This window comes from Agrobacterium sp. fls2-241-TYG-188a (genome assembly GCF_030209845.1).
In genome coordinates this window covers 785,746-803,724 of the sequence record NZ_JARVRD010000002.1, presented here as the reverse complement: position 1 = coordinate 803,724, position 17,979 = coordinate 785,746, and the positions used below count along the sequence as shown (strand labels likewise).

General features: G+C 56.3%; 12 protein-coding genes. 6 read left to right on the top strand and 6 right to left on the bottom strand.

Features of this window, described 5'->3' with window-relative positions; all coding sequences use genetic code 11:
• Positions 1–389 precede the first annotated feature (389 nt).
• The gene (locus QRN85_RS10635; RefSeq protein WP_284757906.1) at positions 390–1,712 is read right to left on the bottom strand and encodes an AAA family ATPase; all 1,323 of its coding nucleotides are present in this window, start codon (positions 1,710–1,712) and stop codon (positions 390–392) included.
• Between the two features lie 257 nt (positions 1,713–1,969).
• On the opposite strand from QRN85_RS10635, the gene QRN85_RS10630 reads away from it, so the two are divergent.
• Entirely contained in the window at positions 1,970–2,437 is a 468-nt protein-coding gene (locus tag QRN85_RS10630) for a PRC-barrel domain-containing protein (RefSeq protein WP_112961388.1), read from the top strand.
• A 207-nt stretch (positions 2,438–2,644) separates the two neighbouring features.
• Here the strand turns inward: QRN85_RS10630 and parC are convergent, their stop codons facing one another.
• Positions 2,645–4,924, bottom strand: coding sequence for a DNA topoisomerase IV subunit A (gene parC, locus QRN85_RS10625; protein ID WP_284757902.1), 2,280 nt, complete (start codon positions 4,922–4,924; stop codon positions 2,645–2,647).
• A gap of 223 nt (positions 4,925–5,147) precedes the next feature.
• Here parC and QRN85_RS10620 point away from each other — a divergent pair, with 223 nt between their 5' ends.
• Positions 5,148–6,338 (top strand): aq_1923 C-terminal domain, encoded by a 1,191-nt coding sequence (locus tag QRN85_RS10620; protein WP_112961384.1) that lies wholly within the window; start codon positions 5,148–5,150, stop codon positions 6,336–6,338.
• 226 nt (positions 6,339–6,564) lie between these two features.
• Here QRN85_RS10620 and QRN85_RS10615 read toward each other — a convergent pair whose 3' ends face one another.
• Together QRN85_RS10615 and aspS are read right to left on the bottom strand one after the other, a co-directional pair.
• On the bottom strand, positions 6,565–6,822 hold the full coding sequence (locus QRN85_RS10615; RefSeq protein ID WP_284757900.1) for a hypothetical protein: 258 nt from the start codon (positions 6,820–6,822) through the stop codon (positions 6,565–6,567).
• 33 nt (positions 6,823–6,855) lie between these two features.
• Positions 6,856–8,646 carry an aspartate--tRNA ligase gene (gene aspS / locus QRN85_RS10610; protein ID WP_113093051.1) on the bottom strand — a complete coding sequence of 597 codons (1,791 nt, stop codon included), beginning with the start codon at positions 8,644–8,646 and terminating at the stop codon, positions 6,856–6,858.
• Between the two features lie 206 nt (positions 8,647–8,852).
• Between aspS and QRN85_RS10605 the strand changes: the two genes are divergently transcribed.
• The 4 genes from QRN85_RS10605 to QRN85_RS10590 all read left to right on the top strand — a co-directional run bounded on the left by QRN85_RS10605 (position 8,853) and on the right by QRN85_RS10590 (position 14,100).
• Positions 8,853–10,106, top strand: a complete 1,254-nt coding sequence (locus QRN85_RS10605; protein WP_284757897.1) for an MFS transporter — start codon at positions 8,853–8,855, stop codon at positions 10,104–10,106.
• Positions 10,107–10,217: 111 nt separating this feature from the next.
• Positions 10,218–11,369 (top strand): ribonuclease D, encoded by a 1,152-nt coding sequence (gene rnd, locus QRN85_RS10600; RefSeq protein ID WP_062587266.1) that lies wholly within the window; start codon positions 10,218–10,220, stop codon positions 11,367–11,369.
• 234 nt (positions 11,370–11,603) lie between these two features.
• A complete protein-coding gene (locus QRN85_RS10595; protein ID WP_112961378.1) occupies positions 11,604–12,629 on the top strand; it encodes an adenylate/guanylate cyclase domain-containing protein in 1,026 nt (341 codons plus the stop codon).
• A 109-nt stretch (positions 12,630–12,738) separates the two neighbouring features.
• Positions 12,739–14,100 carry an esterase-like activity of phytase family protein gene (locus tag QRN85_RS10590; RefSeq protein WP_284757893.1) on the top strand — a complete coding sequence of 454 codons (1,362 nt, stop codon included), beginning with the start codon at positions 12,739–12,741 and terminating at the stop codon, positions 14,098–14,100.
• 70 nt (positions 14,101–14,170) lie between these two features.
• Here QRN85_RS10590 and ppx read toward each other — a convergent pair whose 3' ends face one another.
• The gene (gene ppx, locus QRN85_RS10585; RefSeq protein WP_284757891.1) at positions 14,171–15,691 is read right to left on the bottom strand and encodes an exopolyphosphatase; all 1,521 of its coding nucleotides are present in this window, start codon (positions 15,689–15,691) and stop codon (positions 14,171–14,173) included.
• Positions 15,688–17,889: an RNA degradosome polyphosphate kinase gene (locus tag QRN85_RS10580; protein WP_062587017.1), complete on the bottom strand. Its 2,202-nt coding sequence runs from the start codon at positions 17,887–17,889 to the stop codon at positions 15,688–15,690. Before QRN85_RS10580 ends, ppx begins: the two co-directional genes overlap by 4 nt.
• Positions 17,890–17,979 lie beyond the last annotated feature (90 nt).

Sequence of the window (17,979 nt, the reverse complement as noted above, 5' to 3'; positions counted from 1 at the left end):
AATGGCCGATCCGTCCTTTACCTTCGGCATAGCGATGATGGCAATCAACGAAGTTGGCGCGATTTTTGCCACGTTGGGAAACCACTGAAAGGAATGACTGCCTCCGGCACCATCAGATCTCTCGGCGTCGTCATATTGGGCGTCAATGCGGCTCCACCAAGTCGGCGCCCCGAAAACTACGAGATGCCTGACAGCCGTTTAGAAGTCGCTGACCGTGCAAAGGGACAGAAGCGGCAGCGCATTTTTTGGCCTGTCGACGGGTAGTTCGGGCGCACGGTACTTGGTTTACCCCATGATGCCCTTTACGCCATCGCCAGCCACGCCGACGCGCCTTTGCAAAACGCCCGAGCGTTCGCTCTACAAGACACCCGCGAGTTACGGCCTAAGTTTTACTTACTTGAAGAAGTGCGAATATTTTCTAGCAGCAGTTCAAAAAGATCCAGCTGGATTCCAATGGTTTTTTCTCTATTTATCCGCCAACGTACATAGAAAAGGAATGATGGCTCAACGATATAGAGGCTGTCTTCCCCAGCCATCCACTCTAGTAACTGAAACTTTCGTTTATCTTGGAATTTTTTCAACGCGCCAAAAGTGGAATTTAGAGATGCTGCTGGTGGTCGCTCATCGTTCGAAAGACCCATTTTAGAGAGGCGCGCATTCACCTCTGATCTAGTAAGTGAAAATGAGATCGGATCCATATTAAAACAGGCAAGTATTAACTCATACGTTTTATACTTTCTATTCTTTTCTTTTGGGCCCCGAATCAATGTATTGTAGTAAGTTCCAAATTGCGAATACTTACCGTTAGCTACGTTTGTAAAGGCAGACCTAACTTGTTGAATTTCAATTTTGCTAACTCGGTGAGCTTTTACATCAGATGCGACATAAACCTTTAAATCCGTCATTAATTGAAGGCATACTTGTTGCACGATAATTGGAAGCCCGACTGCTTCAACGCATATTTTTTCTAAGGCCTCGTAATGCAAATCGACTTTGAGATGTCCAAAGCCCTGTAAGACAATTTTCTCCAAATCCGATTGCGACCATTGCGCCACATCAATTTGCGCGATCCTACCTATTAAATCCTTGTTGCTGTTAGCGATGTCTATAGAACGGTGCGTTGTTCCTAGAACGAGGATTGTGACCTCGCTGTCAATGAAGCGTTTCCACTGCTGAAATAACAAGATTTTTTCTTGATCGCGGAGATAGTGAAAGTCTTCGATGATAAGCACGACATTTGTCTCACTCAAAATCGGTATCAATAAATCTGGTGATGGATCTGCAAGGAAACGCTCACGCAAAACGGAATCTGCGTTTTCGTTTCCGACAGTTCCAGAAAACCGGCCTGTTACTTCGGCCAACCATTTCCAGCCAAATTTTCCGCCGACTTCAGCCGTGCCAGATAATTTCGTTGTTGATGTCGAAGTGATATGTTTGGCCTGTTCAAAATTGACTGACGCCAGAGCCTCTTTCCAAATATCTGCACAAGTCTTTTCTGCTGTGCACTGGACTACCAAGGGAAGCTGTCCGCGGTCAGCAAGAACGCGCTTATACAGCGTAGACTTTCCCGTCTTTGATGGGCCTGTAATTAAACAAAGCTGTCCGCGTTCATCCAGGTAACCGTTAAGCCGAGCTTCATAGTGCCCGGAATCCCTCGGCACATATGTGATGGTAGGCTGCCCAGTTGTTCTAAAGATCTCAGCTATCTTCAAAAGTTCGCTCCACCTGGAAAGTTCTTCGCCACACCTCTGTCAAAAAACACGAACTGAGATCATTGGCAATTTTACAGATAGCAGCAAATACAACCGGACCACAATAAGAGGCCCTGAAACTAGTACGACAACTTAGGCAATCTTTTCGCCATCCAAAGTTAGGGTATTTTGTGTATGAGTGCAGTACGGAACCAAATCCGCCCTCACCCCGTTCTTCCCCCGGACACCGTGTCCGACACTGAAAGGGAAGAAACATTATGAAAAACAAGGTTTTCGCACTCGCTGCCGCCGCAGTTCTGTCCGCCTCCGCTGTCTATGCGCAGACGTCGACACCGGCTCCAGCCGCTCCTGCGGCTGCTGGCGCGGATGCTGCATTGTCGGGTCCTGGTATTACCATGGGCACCAAGGCAAATGGTCCTTTGAAGTTCGTCAACGTGCAGAAGACAGACCTGACAGCCTCGCAGCTTGAGGGCATGGATATTTACAACGCACAGAACGAAGAAATCGGTGAAATTGAAGATGTCGTGATTGGCGATGGCAAGTCCGTTATCGGTCTTGTTGCCAGCGTCGGCGGCTTCCTCGGTATCGACAAGAGCTACGTTGTTCTCGACCCGTCGTCGGTCGCCATCAACAACGACAATGGCACATGGAAGGCCTATGTCGACACCACCAAGGATGCGCTTACGAACGCTCCCAAGTTGGACTATGACAAGCTGGATGACTAATCCGCTTTAAGTCCGACCACAGCCCGGCTGTGAACAACCCGTCGAGGATGGATGATCCGCCTTCGACGGGTTTCTTTTTGCCTGATGCCCTGTCGAGCGGGTCACGCTCTAGAGCCCGGTGGCCAAGAAGCCGCGCTTCAACAGCCTGCCATGCAAACTGAAACTTAGGGCTGCCTGCCCACCCATCTTTCGATGGGCGGCGTTTCGTCAGCCGCCGAATTTGCCGCTGCGCGGGAAGCCCTTCGGCACGGTGCGTCCTGCTGTGGCGCGGTCGGCCATCCATTCCAGCAGCTCATCCCCCACCTTCGAGAAGGCTCTGCCGGCGCTGTCAGCCCATGTCAGGCCGCTTGCCAGCGCGAAGCATTTTGCATCCGATATGCCGCCATCCTTGTAGCGTTGCAGGCGCACGCCCTTGCCTCGTGACATCTCGGGGACCTGCGCCAGCGGGAAGGTCAGCATCTTGCGGTTTTCGCCAACCACTGCGACGTGATCGCCGGTGACAGGCACGACCAGCTTCATTTCGTCCGGCATGGATACGTTCATGATCTGCTTGCCCTTGCGGGTATTGGCCACCATTTCCGTTTCGGCCACCACGAAGCCATTGCCAGCTGTGGAGACGAGCATCAGCTTGCGTGATGCATCATGTACAAAGGCGGTCAGGATATCCTGATCGTTCTCCATATCCACCATGATACGCACGGGCTCGCCATGGCCGCGTCCGCCCGGCAGCTTGTCTGCGCCCAGCGTGTAGGCCTTGCCGCCTGTCGTGACCAGCAGCAGCTTGTCCGTCGTCTGGGCGTTGAAGGCAAGCTTCGGGCCATCGCCTTCCTTGAAGGTCAGCGAAGACGTATCCGTCATGTGGCCCTTCAGCGCCCTGATCCAGCCCTTCTGCGAGATGACGATGGTGACCGGTTCCTTTTCGATCATCGCCTGCTGGATGGCATCCATATCGGCGGTCGGCGCATCGGCAAATTGCGTGCGGCGCTCACCAAGCTTGGTTGCCTTGGCATATTTCTTCTTGGTTTCACCGATTTCCCAGGCAATCGTCTGCCATTGTTTTTCGGTGGAAGCCAGAAGCGACTCGATCTCCGCCTTCTCGCTGCTAAGCCCATCGAATTCCGTGCGGATTTCGATTTCTTCCAGCTTGCGCAAGGCGCGCAGCCGCATGTTGAGAATGGCTTCGACCTGAATATCGGTCAGGCTCCATTTCTCCATCATCACGGGCTTCGGCTCATCCTCTTCACGGATGATGCGAATGACCTCATCGATGTTGAGATAGGCAACCAGCAAGCCGCCCAGAATTTCCAGGCGACGGTCGATTGCGGCAAGGCGGAAGCGCGAACGACGCAGCAGCACGTCGCGTCGGTGGTCCAGCCATTCCTTCAACACTTCGTTCAGCGCCATGACCTTGGGAATACGGCCCATGGACAGAACGTTCATGTTGAGCGGAATGCGGCTTTCGAGGTCCGACAGGCGAAACAGAGATTCCATCAGCAAGGTGGCGTCGACCGTACGGCTCTTCGGAACCAGAACGACGCGCACATCTTCGGCGGATTCATCGCGAACGTCTTCCAGCAGCGGCAGCTTGCGCGCCAGAAGCAGCTCGGCAATCTTTTCGATCAGGCGGGATTTCTGCACCTGATAGGGAATTTCTGTGATGACGATCTGGTAGCCGCCACGGCCGAGATCTTCGACAACCCATTTGGCCCGCACACGGAAACCGCCGCGCCCGGTGCGGTAGGCCTCCATCATGCTTTCGCGGCTTTCGGTGATGATGCCGCCGGTGGGAAGATCCGGCCCCTCGATACCACCCCGTTCAGGATGGGCCGGGTCGAACATCAGATCCTCGACAGTCGCGTCCGGGTTCTTGATCAGCCGCAGCGCCGCATCGCACAGCTCATGGGCGTTGTGCGGCGGAATACTGGTGGCCATGCCCACGGCAATGCCTGATGTGCCGTTTGCCAGAAGGTTGGGGAATGCGCCCGGCATGACGACCGGCTCTTCGTCTTCCTCGTTATAGGTCGGGCGAAAATCAACCGCATCCTGCTCGATGCCTTCAAGCAGAAGGGCCGCGACTTCGGTCATGCGCGCTTCGGTGTAACGATAGGCCGCAGCGCCATCGCCATCGATATTGCCGAAGTTGCCCTGCCCGTCGACGATGGGGTAACGCTGCGAGAAATCCTGCGCGAGGCGCACCAGCGCATCATAGACCGACTGGTCGCCATGCGGGTGGAATTTACCGATGACGTCACCGACGATACGCGCGCATTTCTTGAACGCCGAGTTGGGGCGAATGCCCATCTCGCTCATGGCGTGAATGATGCGGCGATGCACGGGCTTCAGGCCATCGCGCACATCCGGCAGCGCACGGTGCATGATGGTCGACAGCGCATAGGCCAGATAGCGCTCTTCTAGCGCGGCCTTCAGGTCAACCGGATGAATGTTTTCGTCGTCTCCGCCGGACGGAGGCACAAGATTTTTTCCCATGCTGCTTGACTAGCGGAAATGCGGTTTTCCGGCAAGGAATCAGGGCCTCTCTGCTGTGGATGACGCCGGTTGGCCGTATATTTTTCGTTAATCTTGTTTTTATGCCGCAATTCAGCCATTCGTTACCACCTACGAATGTAATAGACCGGAGCTATGCTCTGGATATAAATGCACGAATCCAGTTGTCGATCGCCAGATTTCATACCTACGAGGAAGAGACAGAATGAGACTTCAATCCACCCGGCAAGTTCTGTTTGCCAGCGCTGCGGCGTTTGCATTTGCATCACCAGCGTTCGCCCTCGATGGCGCCGATCTGCTCAAGAAGATCAACGCCGCCTATACCGTGCAGGGCGCAGCTGTCGAAGCAAAGTCCATTGCGGTCAAGGGCAGCACAGTCATTTTCAGCGGCGTTACCTTCGGCGCTGCGGCCGATCCTTCGCAGAAGATCCCTGTCGGCAACGTCACGCTTGATGGCGTTGAAGAAGACGAAGGCGGATACACCATCGAGAAGATGAGCTTCGATAATGTGAAGTTTGCCCAGGACGGCATCTCCATCGATGCGAGCGACATCTACATGACTGGCGTCACCGTGCCGGCCGACACCACCACCGGTAAACTGGACTCGATGCTGCTGTATGACGAAGCGCATAGCGGCCCTGTCGTGGTGAAGCTGGGTGAGAAGGAAAGCTTCTCCGTGGCTGAAACAACCACCACGATGACCCAGAGCGAGGATGAGAGCACCATCAGCTTCGATCTCAACGCCAGCGGCTTCAAGGCCGACCTTTCCGGCGTGACCGACCCCAAGACGAAGGAAGCCATCGACAAGCTGAAGGTTCAGCAGTTGAGCGGCGACCTGACCATGAGCGGCTCCTGGGAACTGGCTCCCGGCACGTTGAGTGTCGATGAGTATGCCATCGACCTGAAGGATGTCGGCCGTCTCAACATGGCCTTCAGCTTCTCCGGCTATACGCTGAACTTCATCAAATCCATGCAGGAAGCCGTGAAGGCGCAGGCCGCCAACCCCAACAAAGAACAGGCGGATCAGGCAGCTGGTCTCGCCATGCTTGGTCTCATTCAGCAGTTGAGCTTCAACAGCGCCGAGATCACCTTTGAAGATGCCAGCATCACCAAGCGCGCCATCGATTACGCCGCTGGCGAACAGGGCATGACCGGCGAGCAGCTATCGCAGACCATCAAGGGCATGGTTCCCCTGATGATGGCCCAGCTGAATGTACCTGAATTGCAAAACGCCGTTTCAGCTGCCGTCAATGCCTATATCGATGATCCCAAGAACTTCACGATCTCGGCAGAACCGGCAAAGCCCGTCCCCTTCCCCATGATCATGGGTGCGGCCATGGGTGCGCCAAACACCATCCCGCAGGTGCTGGGCGTGACGGTTACGGCCAACGAATAGTCTGTTCTTTTCGATATTGAAAAGCCGCCGGATGATAAGCATCCGGCGGCTTTTTTTATTCGGCGTTTTGCGCTTGAGAAGCAAAAAAGCCAGCCTCACCGCTGGCCTTGAAAATGCTGATGAGGTTCATGAGGGCTAAATCGCGGAGAGCTGCGCCTCCTTCGGTCCGTCATCCCGGACTTGATCCGAGATCCAGCGCGATCAAGTCATTGATCGCGAAATACTCTCACGCGCCGCAGACGCGGCGCTGCTGGATCCTCGGGTCAAGCCCGAGGATGACGGAGGTGAGGTTATCAAATTCCAGAAACGCCTCGTAAAACGTAATAAGGCCAGCGTCACCGCTGGCCTTGAGAATGCTGATGAAGTTCATGAGGTCGAAATCGCTGAGAATCTCGCCGTCATCCCGGACTTGATCCGGGATGACGGAGAAGCCGGCGACGCATGTTTCACCGATTTTACCGAGTGCGTATTTTGAAGGGCTCAAGGCCAACGTTGCCGCTGGCCTTCTTCAGTCAGCTCAGTCTTTCTTCTGCGTCGGCACAACGCGCAGTGCCAGCTCGCGAAGCTGGGTCGGAGTGGCTGGTGCCGGGGCGTTCATCAGAAGGTCCTGTGCCTGCTGGTTCATCGGGAACAGCGTGATTTCGCGCAGGTTCTTGGTGCCGGTCAGCAACATAACCACGCGGTCCACACCGGCTGCCATGCCGCCATGCGGAGGCGCGCCGTACTGGAATGCGCGGTAGAGGCCGCCGAAGCGATCTTCCACGTCCTGCTGGCTGAGGCCAACCTTCTCAAATGCCTTGACCATGAGTTCAGGCGACTGGTTACGGATGGAACCCGAAGCAATTTCGTAGCCGTTGCAAACCATGTCGTACTGGTAGGCCTTGATCGTCAGCGGATCCTGGTTTTCCAGCGCGTCCATTCCGCCCTGCGGCATGGAGAACGGGTTGTGGGCGAAGTCGATCTTCTTTTCTTCTTCGTTATATTCGAAGAACGGGAAGTCGACGATCCAGCACAGCTCGAAGCGATCGCGGTCCACCAGGTTCAGTTCCTCGCCTGCGCGTGTGCGGGCTTCGCCTGCGAACTTGTAGAACTTGGCAGGGTCACCAGCCACGAAGAAGGAGGCATCGCCTGCTTCGAGACCAAGCTGAACGCGCAGGGCTTCGGTGCGCTCTTCGCCAATGTTCTTGGCGAGCGGACCTGAACCGACGACCTTGCCGTCTTCTTCCTTCCAGAAGATGTAGCCGAGGCCCGGCTGCCCTTGCGACTGCGCCCATGCATTCATACGGTCGCAGAATGCACGGCTACCGCCGGTCTTGGCCGGGATCGCCCAGACTTCGACCTTCGGGTTGGATGCAATCATGTTTGCAAAGACCTTGAAGCCGGAACCGGCAAAATGATCTGTTACGGCCTGCATCTCGATCGGGTTGCGAAGGTCCGGCTTGTCAGAACCGTAGGTGCGGATCGAATCGTCATAGGCAATGCGGCGGAAATTCTGCGTGACAGGCTTGCCTTCGGCAAACTGCTCGAACACGCCGCGAATGACGGGTTCCATGGTTTCCCAGACGTCTTCCTGCGTCACGAAGCTCATTTCGAGGTCGAGCTGGTAGAATTCGCCCGGCAGACGGTCGGCACGCGGGTCTTCATCGCGGAAGCATGGCGCGATCTGGAAGTAGCGGTCGAAACCGGCCACCATCAGAAGCTGCTTGTACTGCTGCGGTGCCTGCGGCAGCGCGAAGAACTTGCCTTCGTGAATACGGCTCGGCACGAGGAAGTCGCGCGCGCCTTCTGGCGAAGATGCCGTCAGGATCGGCGTGGAATATTCGGCAAAGCCGATATCACCCATGCGGCGACGCATGTCGGAAATGATCTGCGTGCGCTTGATGATGTTCTTGTGCAGCGTATCGCGGCGTAGGTCGAGGAAGCGGTACTTGAGGCGCACATCTTCAGGATAGTCGGGCTCGCCGAAGACCGGCAGCGGCAGTTCCTTGGAAGCGGCCAGAACTTCGATTTCCTGCGCGTAAAGCTCGATTTCGCCAGTCGCCATGCCCTTGTTGACGGTGTCGTCAGAGCGGGCCTTGACCAGACCGTCGATGCGGATGACCCATTCGCCACGAACCGTTTCGGCAATCTTGAATGCCGGGCTGTCCGGGTCGGCAACGACCTGGGTGATGCCGTAGTGGTCGCGAAGGTCGATGAAGAGAACGCCGCCGTGATCTCGCACACGATGAACCCAGCCGGAGAGACGAACAGTTTCGCCGACATGCGACTTGCGGAGAGCGGCACAGGTGTGGCTGCGGTAACGATGCATTTTGTTATCCTGAAACATAGCGGCGATCTCGCACATGGATCGCGTATTCTAAATCGGGCGGAAAAGCGCACGGCCCGCCTGATTTGTCAAGGCAAAGCGCAATATTGTCCCGTCCAGAGCCGTCTTTAGACGTATTTGACCGCGCAGAATCGGATATCGCTGTTATAGCCTTCCCCGACGCACTCCAGACACGCGATGTGTATTGCATGAGCCAGATCAGACCCCTAATTCCGCTGCTGCTGACAGCGGGCATACTCATCGGTGGCAACGGACTGCAGGGAACTTTCATCGCCCTGCGCGGACTGTCTGAAGGGTTTTCGCCAAGCACCATCGGCCTCATCAGCGCGGGTTACAGCCTTGGCTTTGCCGTTGGCTGCATCAGCGTTACCCGATTGTTGCGTCGGATCGGCCATATCAGAGTCTTTTCCGCCATGGCCGCCATCGCGTCGGCAGCATCGATCACCATGATCCTCATCACCAATCCGGTGTTCTGGTTCGTCATGCGCTTCATCATCGGCATCGCCGTCGCGTGTCTTTTCGCGACCATCGAAAGCTGGATCAATGCGCAGGTCACGAATTCAAACCGTGCGCGCACCTTGTCCATCTATCGCTTTGTCGATCTCGGTTCCGTGACGCTGGCGCAATATGTCATTCCGGCTGCGGGCATCGAGGGGCCAGCGATCTTTTCCATCATCGCCATGGCGCTCGCATTGTCCATCGTACCAATATCGCTGGCTGACAAATCCAACCCGGCGCCACCCAACCAGGTGCCGTTCAACCTCTTTGCCGTCTGGCGGATTTCGCCGCTTGCCGTCATCGGTTGTATCGCTGTCGGTCTCAGCATGTCTGCCTTTCGCAACATCGGCCCCATTTACGCCGAACAGATCGGATTTTCCGTCACCTCGATTGCAACATTCATGAGCGCTGGCATTATCGGTGGTGTCGTGCTGCAATATCCGCTGGGAGCCTACTCGGACCGTTACGACCGGCGCATCGTCATTCTCACGACCACGGCCTTCTCCGTCGTCACCGGACTATTTCTGTCCTTCTTCGCCGGCAATGATGAAATCAGGAATGTCATCGGCGTATTCATTTTCGGTGCCTTTGCGCTGCCGCTTTACTCGCTCAGTTCCGCCCACGGTAACGACCACGCCAAGGACGGTGAACACGCCATGATGTCGGCGGGGCTCTTGTTCTTCTGGTCGCTTGGTGCCACGGCGGGGCCGCTGCTCGCCTCCGTTTTCATCGATGTCTTCGGGCCCAAAGCCCTGTTTGCCTATACGGCGGCCATCCAGATCGTCTTCATGATCTACACGATTTATCGGCTGACCGTTCGGGCCGGCGTTCCGCCTGAGCAACGGAACTGGCGCTTCCGATCGCTGTTGCGCACCTCTGCGTATTTTACGAAGCTGGCAGCACCGCCTTCGCCCGATCAGGATAAAAAAAGGCCGGAAGAGTAACATCTGTGTCGGAAAGATGCGCGATAGCCGAAAGAACAGCCGGCTTTGTATTGACATGGCGGCTTCAAAGGGAAAGTAAGTTTGATACTTTCCATGAGCGGCAAAAAAACAATGATTGAAACGACCACTGCACTCGCTGAGGCCTGCAAGGAGCTGGCGAAATCCGAATTCATTACCATCGATACGGAATTTCTACGCGAAACGACTTTCTGGCCCCAGCTCTGTCTTGTTCAGATGGCGAGTCCCACGCTCGAAGTGCTGGTCGATCCACTTGCGAAGGATATAGACCTTTCGCCGCTGTTCGAACTGATGGCCAATCCTGATGTCGTCAAGGTTTTCCATGCGGCACGGCAGGACATCGAAATCGTCCACCATCTCGGCGGCCTGATCCCGCATCCCATTTTCGACACGCAGGTTGCGGCAATGGTCTGCGGCTTTGGTGACTCGATTTCCTATGATCAGCTCGTGCAGAAGATCAAGAACGTGCAGATCGACAAATCATCGCGCTTCACGGACTGGAGCCGGCGCCCGCTGACGGAGAAGCAGCTTGACTATGCGCTGGCCGATGTCACCCATCTGCGTGATGTCTACTTGGCGCTGAAGGCGCAGCTTGAGCGGGAGGGTCGCTCGTCATGGCTCAAGGAAGAGATGGATATCCTTGAGTCCCGCGAGACCTACGACATGCATCCAGACGATGCGTGGCTGCGATTGAAGTCTCGCCTGCGCAAACCAACAGAACTCGCGATCCTGAAATTCATTGCCGCATGGCGTGAGCGCGAGGCGCGCAGCCGGAACGTCCCTCGCTCGCGGGTCTTGAAGGATGACGCGATTTTTGAAATCGCCCAGCAGCAGCCCAAGGACACGGATGCGCTATCGCGTCTGCGCACGGTGCCGAAAGGCTGGGAAAGATCGTCTTCAGGCACCGCAATCATCGAAACCGTGAACGCTGCACTTGCCCTGCCAAAGGCAGAAATGCCCCACCCGCCCCGGCAGAGCCATTCTCCTGAAGGTTCTGGCGCAGCGGTAGAGCTTCTCAAGGTGCTTTTGAAGCTGACGGCTGACAAGCATGGGGTCGCCGCCAAGGTAATCGCCAACAGCGAAGACCTCGACAAGATAGCATCCGATGGCGAGAATGCCGAGGTTCCCGCACTTGCCGGATGGCGTCGTGATCTTTTTGGCGAACCGGCCCTGAAACTGATTCGCGGTGAAGTCGCTCTGCGCTTCGCGGGCAAAAAGGTCGAAGCACTTGAACTGCCGCAATAGGCGGCATCGTTTAACAACCGCTACAGACCGGAATTAAATGAAAGGCGGCCGATCACCGGCCGTCGGGCTGATAGGACCGATGCAAGTCGGTCACATCAGCATCGCATCCGCACATATTACCAAAACATCACTTTTGGCCCCACCCTTTCCACAATATGGTCGCAGCCATCGGGGATGGAATACCATTTCTGCTGCAATCCCAGGACGACTCTGCCGTTCTGAAAAAGAGTTACGATGAGAAAAATTCTGGCAATGCTGGACTATGTGATGCTGTTTCTGGCGGTTGCCGGAAGCGGTGTCGCCTATGCATTTCTGGAATATGGTGGCGGCGCATTCATCGGCGCGACCTATGCGCTGTTTGCCTGCGCGCCCATTCTGGCGTTCGAACGCGGCTACATAATGCCCGGCCTGTCGCGCAGAATCAGTATGCTGCCAACGCCCGCCTATATCCTGTCGGCCTTTGCCGCCTATGCCGTTCTGGTCTTCTGCGGCTTCGGTCTTGGCGGCACCATCCTTTGGGCGACAGGCATCCTGCCCACCAGCTGGCGACGGGCCGTCCACGCTGAAATGCAGACGCTGGTGTTCACGCTTGGTGTATGCGCCATTATCGTCTTCGTCATGCGTGTCCGCGAATTGCTGGGACGGGACATCTTCATCGATCTCATTCTCGGGCGTTACCGCCGACCTGTCGCTGAAGAGCGCGTCTTCCTTTTCGTTGATCTCGTGGGCTCGACATCTTTTGCCGAGACGCATGGCGACCTGCGCGCGCAGGAATATCTGGGTGAACTGTTTTCGGTCTATGCCGGGCCCGTCAGGCGGCATGGTGGTGTGATCGACGACTATATCGGGGACGCGGCCATCATCACCTGGCCCTATCATATGGCGATCAGGCGCGCAGCCTGTATCAATTGCGTCTTCGATATTCTCGCCTCCATCGAGGCAAACCGGGCGGACTGGCTTTTACGTTTCGGCACAGTACCAAAGCTTCGCTTTGCCATTCATGGTGGCCCGGTCATTACCGCTGAAATCGGCGTGGATCACCACAAGATCACCTATTTCGGCGACACCGTAAATACGACTGCCCGGCTTGAGATGCTCAGCAAAATGCTCGGGCATCCCGTCCTCATCTCCGCCGATCTCGCCCATCAGCTTCTGCTGCCAAAGGGCGTCAAGAGCGAGTATCTCGGAGAGCACGCGGTCAAGGGTCGCGGGCAGACACTGGGCGTCTGCGCATTGAGCCGTCAGGCGAGCATAAGCTGAGACTGATTTAATTTATCAGCGTCATCAAATCTTCAAAGGGAATTCAAGTGGCTGTCATGAAGCTTGCCTAACGGTCCGTGCATTGCATATGCAAACCGAAGGTCATTCCATGAAAAACACCCTCCTCGCCTCCGCCGCCTTTATACTGCTCGGCACTGTCTCCGCTCATGCCGCGGGAAAGGAATTTCCTGCAAAGCTCGTTTCGCAGGCCGTCCTGCCTGCAAATACGATCATCGCTGCGCCTGAAGACGCGCCGGCGCACCTCAAGACCTCCGGCAAGTTTACCACGCCAGACCGCAAGCGCACCGATGCTCTCGGCACCGTACCGGGCAAGGATGGCGTGCGTGCGACCGGCCTTTCCATGCCATTCGCCGGACAGGCCATGCAGGGCTTTTCTGGGATCAAGGCCATGGATGATGGCACCTTCTGGAGCCTGTCCGACAACGGCTTTGGCTCAAAGGCGAATTCAAGCGACTCGATGCTCATGCTGCACCATCTCAAGTTCGACTGGGACGGCGGCAAGGTCGAAGCACTTGAAACAGTGTTCCTTTCCGATCCTGACAAGAAGGCACCCTTCCCCATCGTCATGGAAGGTTCTGATAAACGCTATCTGACCGGTGCGGATTTCGATGTTGAGTCCATCCAGCCGACCGCTGACGGTTTCTGGGTCGGTGAAGAATTTGGCCCCTATGTCCTGAAGTTCAGCCGTGATGGTAAGCTCTTGGACGTCGTGACAACGAAGGCGGGGGAGATCGAGGTCAAGTCACCAGATCACCCGACGCTATCCCTGCCAGGAAACCCGACGCAGAAGCTGCCCGCTTTCAACCTGAAACGTTCAGGCGGTTTCGAGGGCATGGCATTGTCGAAAGACGGGAAGAAGATTTACGGCCTGCTTGAAGGCCCGCTCTACAATGCAGAAGGTCAGGTCGAGAAGACGGAGGATGGTGCGACCGGTCTGCGGATTCTTGAGCTCGATGTCGCAACCAAGAGCTGGACCGGACGTGCCTGGCTTTATCCACTCAGCGAGGGCGGCGAAGCCATCGGCGATTTCAATATGGTGGATGACAGCACCGCACTGGTTATCGAACGTGATAATGGCGCCGGAACAGCCGACAAGGCCTGCCCGGATGCAAAGAAGCCGGAAGCCACCTGCTTTGCCGTGCCTGCGAAGTTCAAACGCATCTACAAGATCGAGTTGAGCGATGCCAATGTTGGCAAGGCTGCCCGCAAGATCGGCTATATCGACCTGATGAAGATTGCTGATCCTGACAAGAAGGCCAAGCAGGGCAGCGAGAACGGTATCTACACGATGCCATTCGTCACCATCGAGAACGTGGACCGCGTCGACGCCACCCATATCGTCGTCGGCAACGACAACAACCTGCCCTTCTCGGCAGGTCGTGCGCTGGACAAAGCAGACGACAATGAATTCGTTCTGCTTGAAGTCAAAGACCTGCTGGACGCGAAGTAAGCACCTCACAAACGAAAACCGCCATGGTTCACACCATGGCGGTTTTCAAAATAGTGTCGCGCAAGACGTGCTATTCGAAGACGAAGGCCAGCTTCTTGCCTGTCAACTTGGAGAGTTGCTGCAGGCGACCATCCAGCCGCTCCCCTGCAAAATCGCAGTAGTCGTGCGGCACGACAAATTCCAGATCGTAATCGGGATTTTCGGATTTGCGGAAACGCAGGTGATCGACAACACCGGGCATGGATGCGGAGAAGAGATAGGCTACCCGCAAAAGACCACCGAGCAGCTTTGCCAGTTCGATAATCCGTGGAGTGGCAATCTTGGCCAGTCCGTCCGTCGTACCGTTGTCGTTCAGACCCTCGAAACGGTAATAGTTGGCCAGTGCGATATAGGCACGGCCAGGGTGGGTAATTGAAACGAATGAGGAATGCGCGATGATGTTGAGCGCCTGCAATCCCCGATAATCGGGATGCGCGCGCCAGCTGATATCCGCCACCAGACATGCGGCCTGACGATATCGGCCTTCTTCCGGCGTCTCCTCGATACCGAAAACCGGAAAGACCCGCCCACTCCAGTCAGCAAGCTCGCGCGCGTGTTCGGGCGAGCGGGCGCGAAGGATCGCGAGTTCGTCGGCGGCCACCAGCAGTGGATCGGCCTGCCGGTCAGTCTCAGAGAGCAGTGAGTAGAGGTAGCCTTCACGGACGCCCTGCGCAGAGAAGGCGATACGGGCTGGCTTCATCACTTCCAGCACTTCGCGCAGCGCAATGGCGCCAAAGGGCAAAAGGGAGCGACGGTTTTTGGATACGGCCTGCCATGCCGGGTCTTTGCTATCCTTGGAGGCAATCACCTCGCTGAGGAAGCTCAGCATTTCCGACAGTGGCACTTCATATCCCTGCATCATATGCAGAGGATAGTTGGTGATTTCCATGTGCAGCTTGGCGATGTTGCGCCATGTGCCGCCCACGGCATAGAACGTGCGTCCTTCACCCTTCGACAGCAACTTGGCGCTTTTGACCTGCTTCTTGGCGTAGCTTGTCGCCTTTTCCAGCGAACCGCCGGACTGTTCGAACAGCCGCAACCCGCCAAGCGGGAGCGTTATCCCCGTGCCGCAATTGCCGCCCTTGACGTCGATAAGCTCAAGCGAACCGCCGCCGAGATCGCCGGCAATACCATCGGGATCGTGAAAGCCGCTGATGACGCCATAGGCAGAATAGAGCGCTTCCTTTTCGCCGGACAAAACCTCGATCTCGCAGCCAAGAATGGCCTGTGCTTCGCGGATAAAATCGGGACCGTTTTCTGCCTCACGCGCGGCGGCAGTTGCCAGCACGAACAGTTGCTGGGCCTGCGCCTGATGCGAAAGGGCGCGAAAACGGCGCAGGGCAGTCAATGCCCGACGCACGCCCTCGTCGTCCATGCGACCCGTCAATGCAAGGCCTTTTCCAAGCCCGCACAGAACCTTTTCATTGAACAGCACCGCGGGGGCGCGTGAGAGACCCTCATACACAACCAGACGAACGGAGTTCGAGCCGATATCGATGACGGAAACGGGGGCTATGCCGGAAAGCCGCCCCTGTGCTTCAGATCTTGTCATTCAGCCTGTTTCTTGCGGGATGATATCAAGCCCGCGATCAGTTTAGGCGCACTGGATTTCAAGGCTTCACCGCGTCCCGAGAGACTTGGATTGGTCATGAAATAGTGCTGCGCGTTGAACGGTTCCTCACCCTTGCGCACCTCGATGCGCCTGGACGTACCGTCCGGAAGTATCTCGTAGCTCTGCTGGTTGTCAATGAGATTACCAAGCATGATTTGTGAAAGAACCTGCTCGTGCACGGTTGGGTTGACGAGAGGCACCATCGTTTCGACGCGCCGATCAAGGTTGCGCGGCATCATGTCGGCAGAACCGATATAGACCAGCGCCTTGTCTGATGGCAGGCCATAGCCATTGCCGAAGCAGAAGATGCGGCTGTGTTCCAGGAAGCGCCCGACGATGGATTTCACGCGAATATTGTCGGACAGGCCCGGCACCTGCGGACGCAGGCAGCATATGCCACGGATTACCAGATCGATCTCGACACCCGCCGCGCTTGCACGATAGAGCGCGTCGATGATCTCGGGGTCGACAAGGGAATTCATTTTCATCCAGATGGCGGCAGGCGCGCCCGCCTTTGCGTGCTCCATCTCGTCATGGATGTGCTTAAGAATGCGCGGACGCAAGGTATAGGGCGACACAGCCAGCTTCATGCCTTCTTCCGGCTCGCCATAGCCGGTGATGAAGTTGAAGATGTTTGCCATATCATGTGCAATCTTCGGATTGCAGGTGAAGAAGGACAGGTCGGTATAAACCTTGGCCGTGACCGGATGGTAGTTGCCGGTGCCGAGATGGCAATAGGTCCGCAGCTTTCCGTCTTCCCGACGCACGACCATGGACATCTTGGAATGCGTCTTGAGTTCGATAAATCCGAAAACCACCTGAACGCCAGCGCGTTCCAGATCTCGCGCCCAGCGAATATTCGCCTCTTCGTCGAAGCGGGCCTTCAGCTCCACCAGCGCCGTGACGGACTTGCCGGCGTCGGCTGCATCGATGAGCGCGCGCACGATGGGGCTGTCATTGGAGGTGCGGTAGAGCGTCTGCTTGATGGCAAGCACGTTCGGATCGCGGGCGGCCTGAAGCAGGAACTGCACGACCACATCGAAGCTTTCATAGGGGTGGTGAACCACCATGTCCTTTTCGCGGATGGCGGCCAGGCAATCGCCCGCATGTTCGCGCACACGCTCCGGGAAGCGCGCATTATAGGGCTCGAATTTCAGGTCTTCGCGCGGCGCCTTGACGATTTCCGAGATGGTGTTCAACGCCAGAAGACCCGGCAGAACCGCAACGCGGTTATCAGGAACACCCAGCTCATGAACCACGAACTGACGCAGAGATGGTGGCATCTCGCTGTCGGTCTCGATACGAATGACCGAACCGCGGCGACGGCGCTTCAGCGCACTTTCGAAGTAGCGGACCAGATCTTCCGCCTCTTCCTCAAGCTCGATATCGCTGTCTCTGATGATGCGGAACGTTCCAAAGCCACGCACCGTATAACCGGGGTAAAGCCGGTGGATGAACAGGCCGACGACATCTTCGAGTGTGATGTAACGGATTGCATTCTTGTCATCCGGCAGGCGCACGAAACGGTCGAGCGCAGGTGGCAGGCGCAGGAGTGCTGTCATTGGCTCGCGACCGTTGACGCTATCCAGCTGCAGCCCCATGGAGAAGCCGAGGTTGGGAATGAAGGGAAATGGGTGCGCCGGATCGATGGAGAGCGGCGTTAGGACCGGGAAGATCAGTGCTTCGAATTCGTTCTCGAGCCATACGCGGTCCTCATCGGAAAGTGATGCCGGACGGACGATGTAGATGTCTTCCTTGGCGAGATATTGCTGCAACACGGCCAGAGAGGCCTGCTGCTCCATCTGAAGGTTGTCGATTTCCTTGAGGATTTCTTCCAACTGCTCGGCAGGCGTCTTGCCGTCGGGCGTCTTCATGGTGATAGACTGGCGCACCTGGCCTTCCAGACCTGCGACGCGCACCATGAAGAACTCATCGAGGTTGGCGGCGGAAATCGACAGAAAGCGCAGACGCTCCAGCAGAGGATGTGCTGTGTTCAGCGTTTCCTCAAGGACGCGGCGGTTGAACTGCAACCAGGAGAATTCACGGTTGACGAAGCGCGAAGGGCTGTCCCAAAGGTCCTGAACCTCCGGCTCTGCCTTGCCGTTGTCTTCCAGATTATCCTGCACCATCGAATCCATAAAATACTCCGCCCTTGAAATTTTCGGATCGGCACAAAGACAGTTCGAGTCTCGCCGCCCCAATTATTGCAGCATCTGATAAATGCCAGA

Coding starts and splice junctions, on each gene's coding strand:
- QRN85_RS10630 (WP_112961388.1), top strand. CDS start 1,970: ATGAAAAACAAGGTTTTCGCACTCGCTGCCGCCGCAGTTCTGTCCGCC.
- parC (WP_284757902.1), bottom strand. CDS start 4,924: ATGGGAAAAAATCTTGTGCCTCCGTCCGGCGGAGACGACGAAAACATT.
- QRN85_RS10620 (WP_112961384.1), top strand. CDS start 5,148: ATGAGACTTCAATCCACCCGGCAAGTTCTGTTTGCCAGCGCTGCGGCG.
- aspS (WP_113093051.1), bottom strand. CDS start 8,646: ATGCATCGTTACCGCAGCCACACCTGTGCCGCTCTCCGCAAGTCGCAT.
- QRN85_RS10605 (WP_284757897.1), top strand. CDS start 8,853: ATGAGCCAGATCAGACCCCTAATTCCGCTGCTGCTGACAGCGGGCATA.
- rnd (WP_062587266.1), top strand. CDS start 10,218: ATGATTGAAACGACCACTGCACTCGCTGAGGCCTGCAAGGAGCTGGCG.
- QRN85_RS10595 (WP_112961378.1), top strand. CDS start 11,604: ATGAGAAAAATTCTGGCAATGCTGGACTATGTGATGCTGTTTCTGGCG.
- QRN85_RS10590 (WP_284757893.1), top strand. CDS start 12,739: ATGAAAAACACCCTCCTCGCCTCCGCCGCCTTTATACTGCTCGGCACT.
- ppx (WP_284757891.1), bottom strand. CDS start 15,691: ATGACAAGATCTGAAGCACAGGGGCGGCTTTCCGGCATAGCCCCCGTT.
- QRN85_RS10580 (WP_062587017.1), bottom strand. CDS start 17,889: ATGGATTCGATGGTGCAGGATAATCTGGAAGACAACGGCAAGGCAGAG.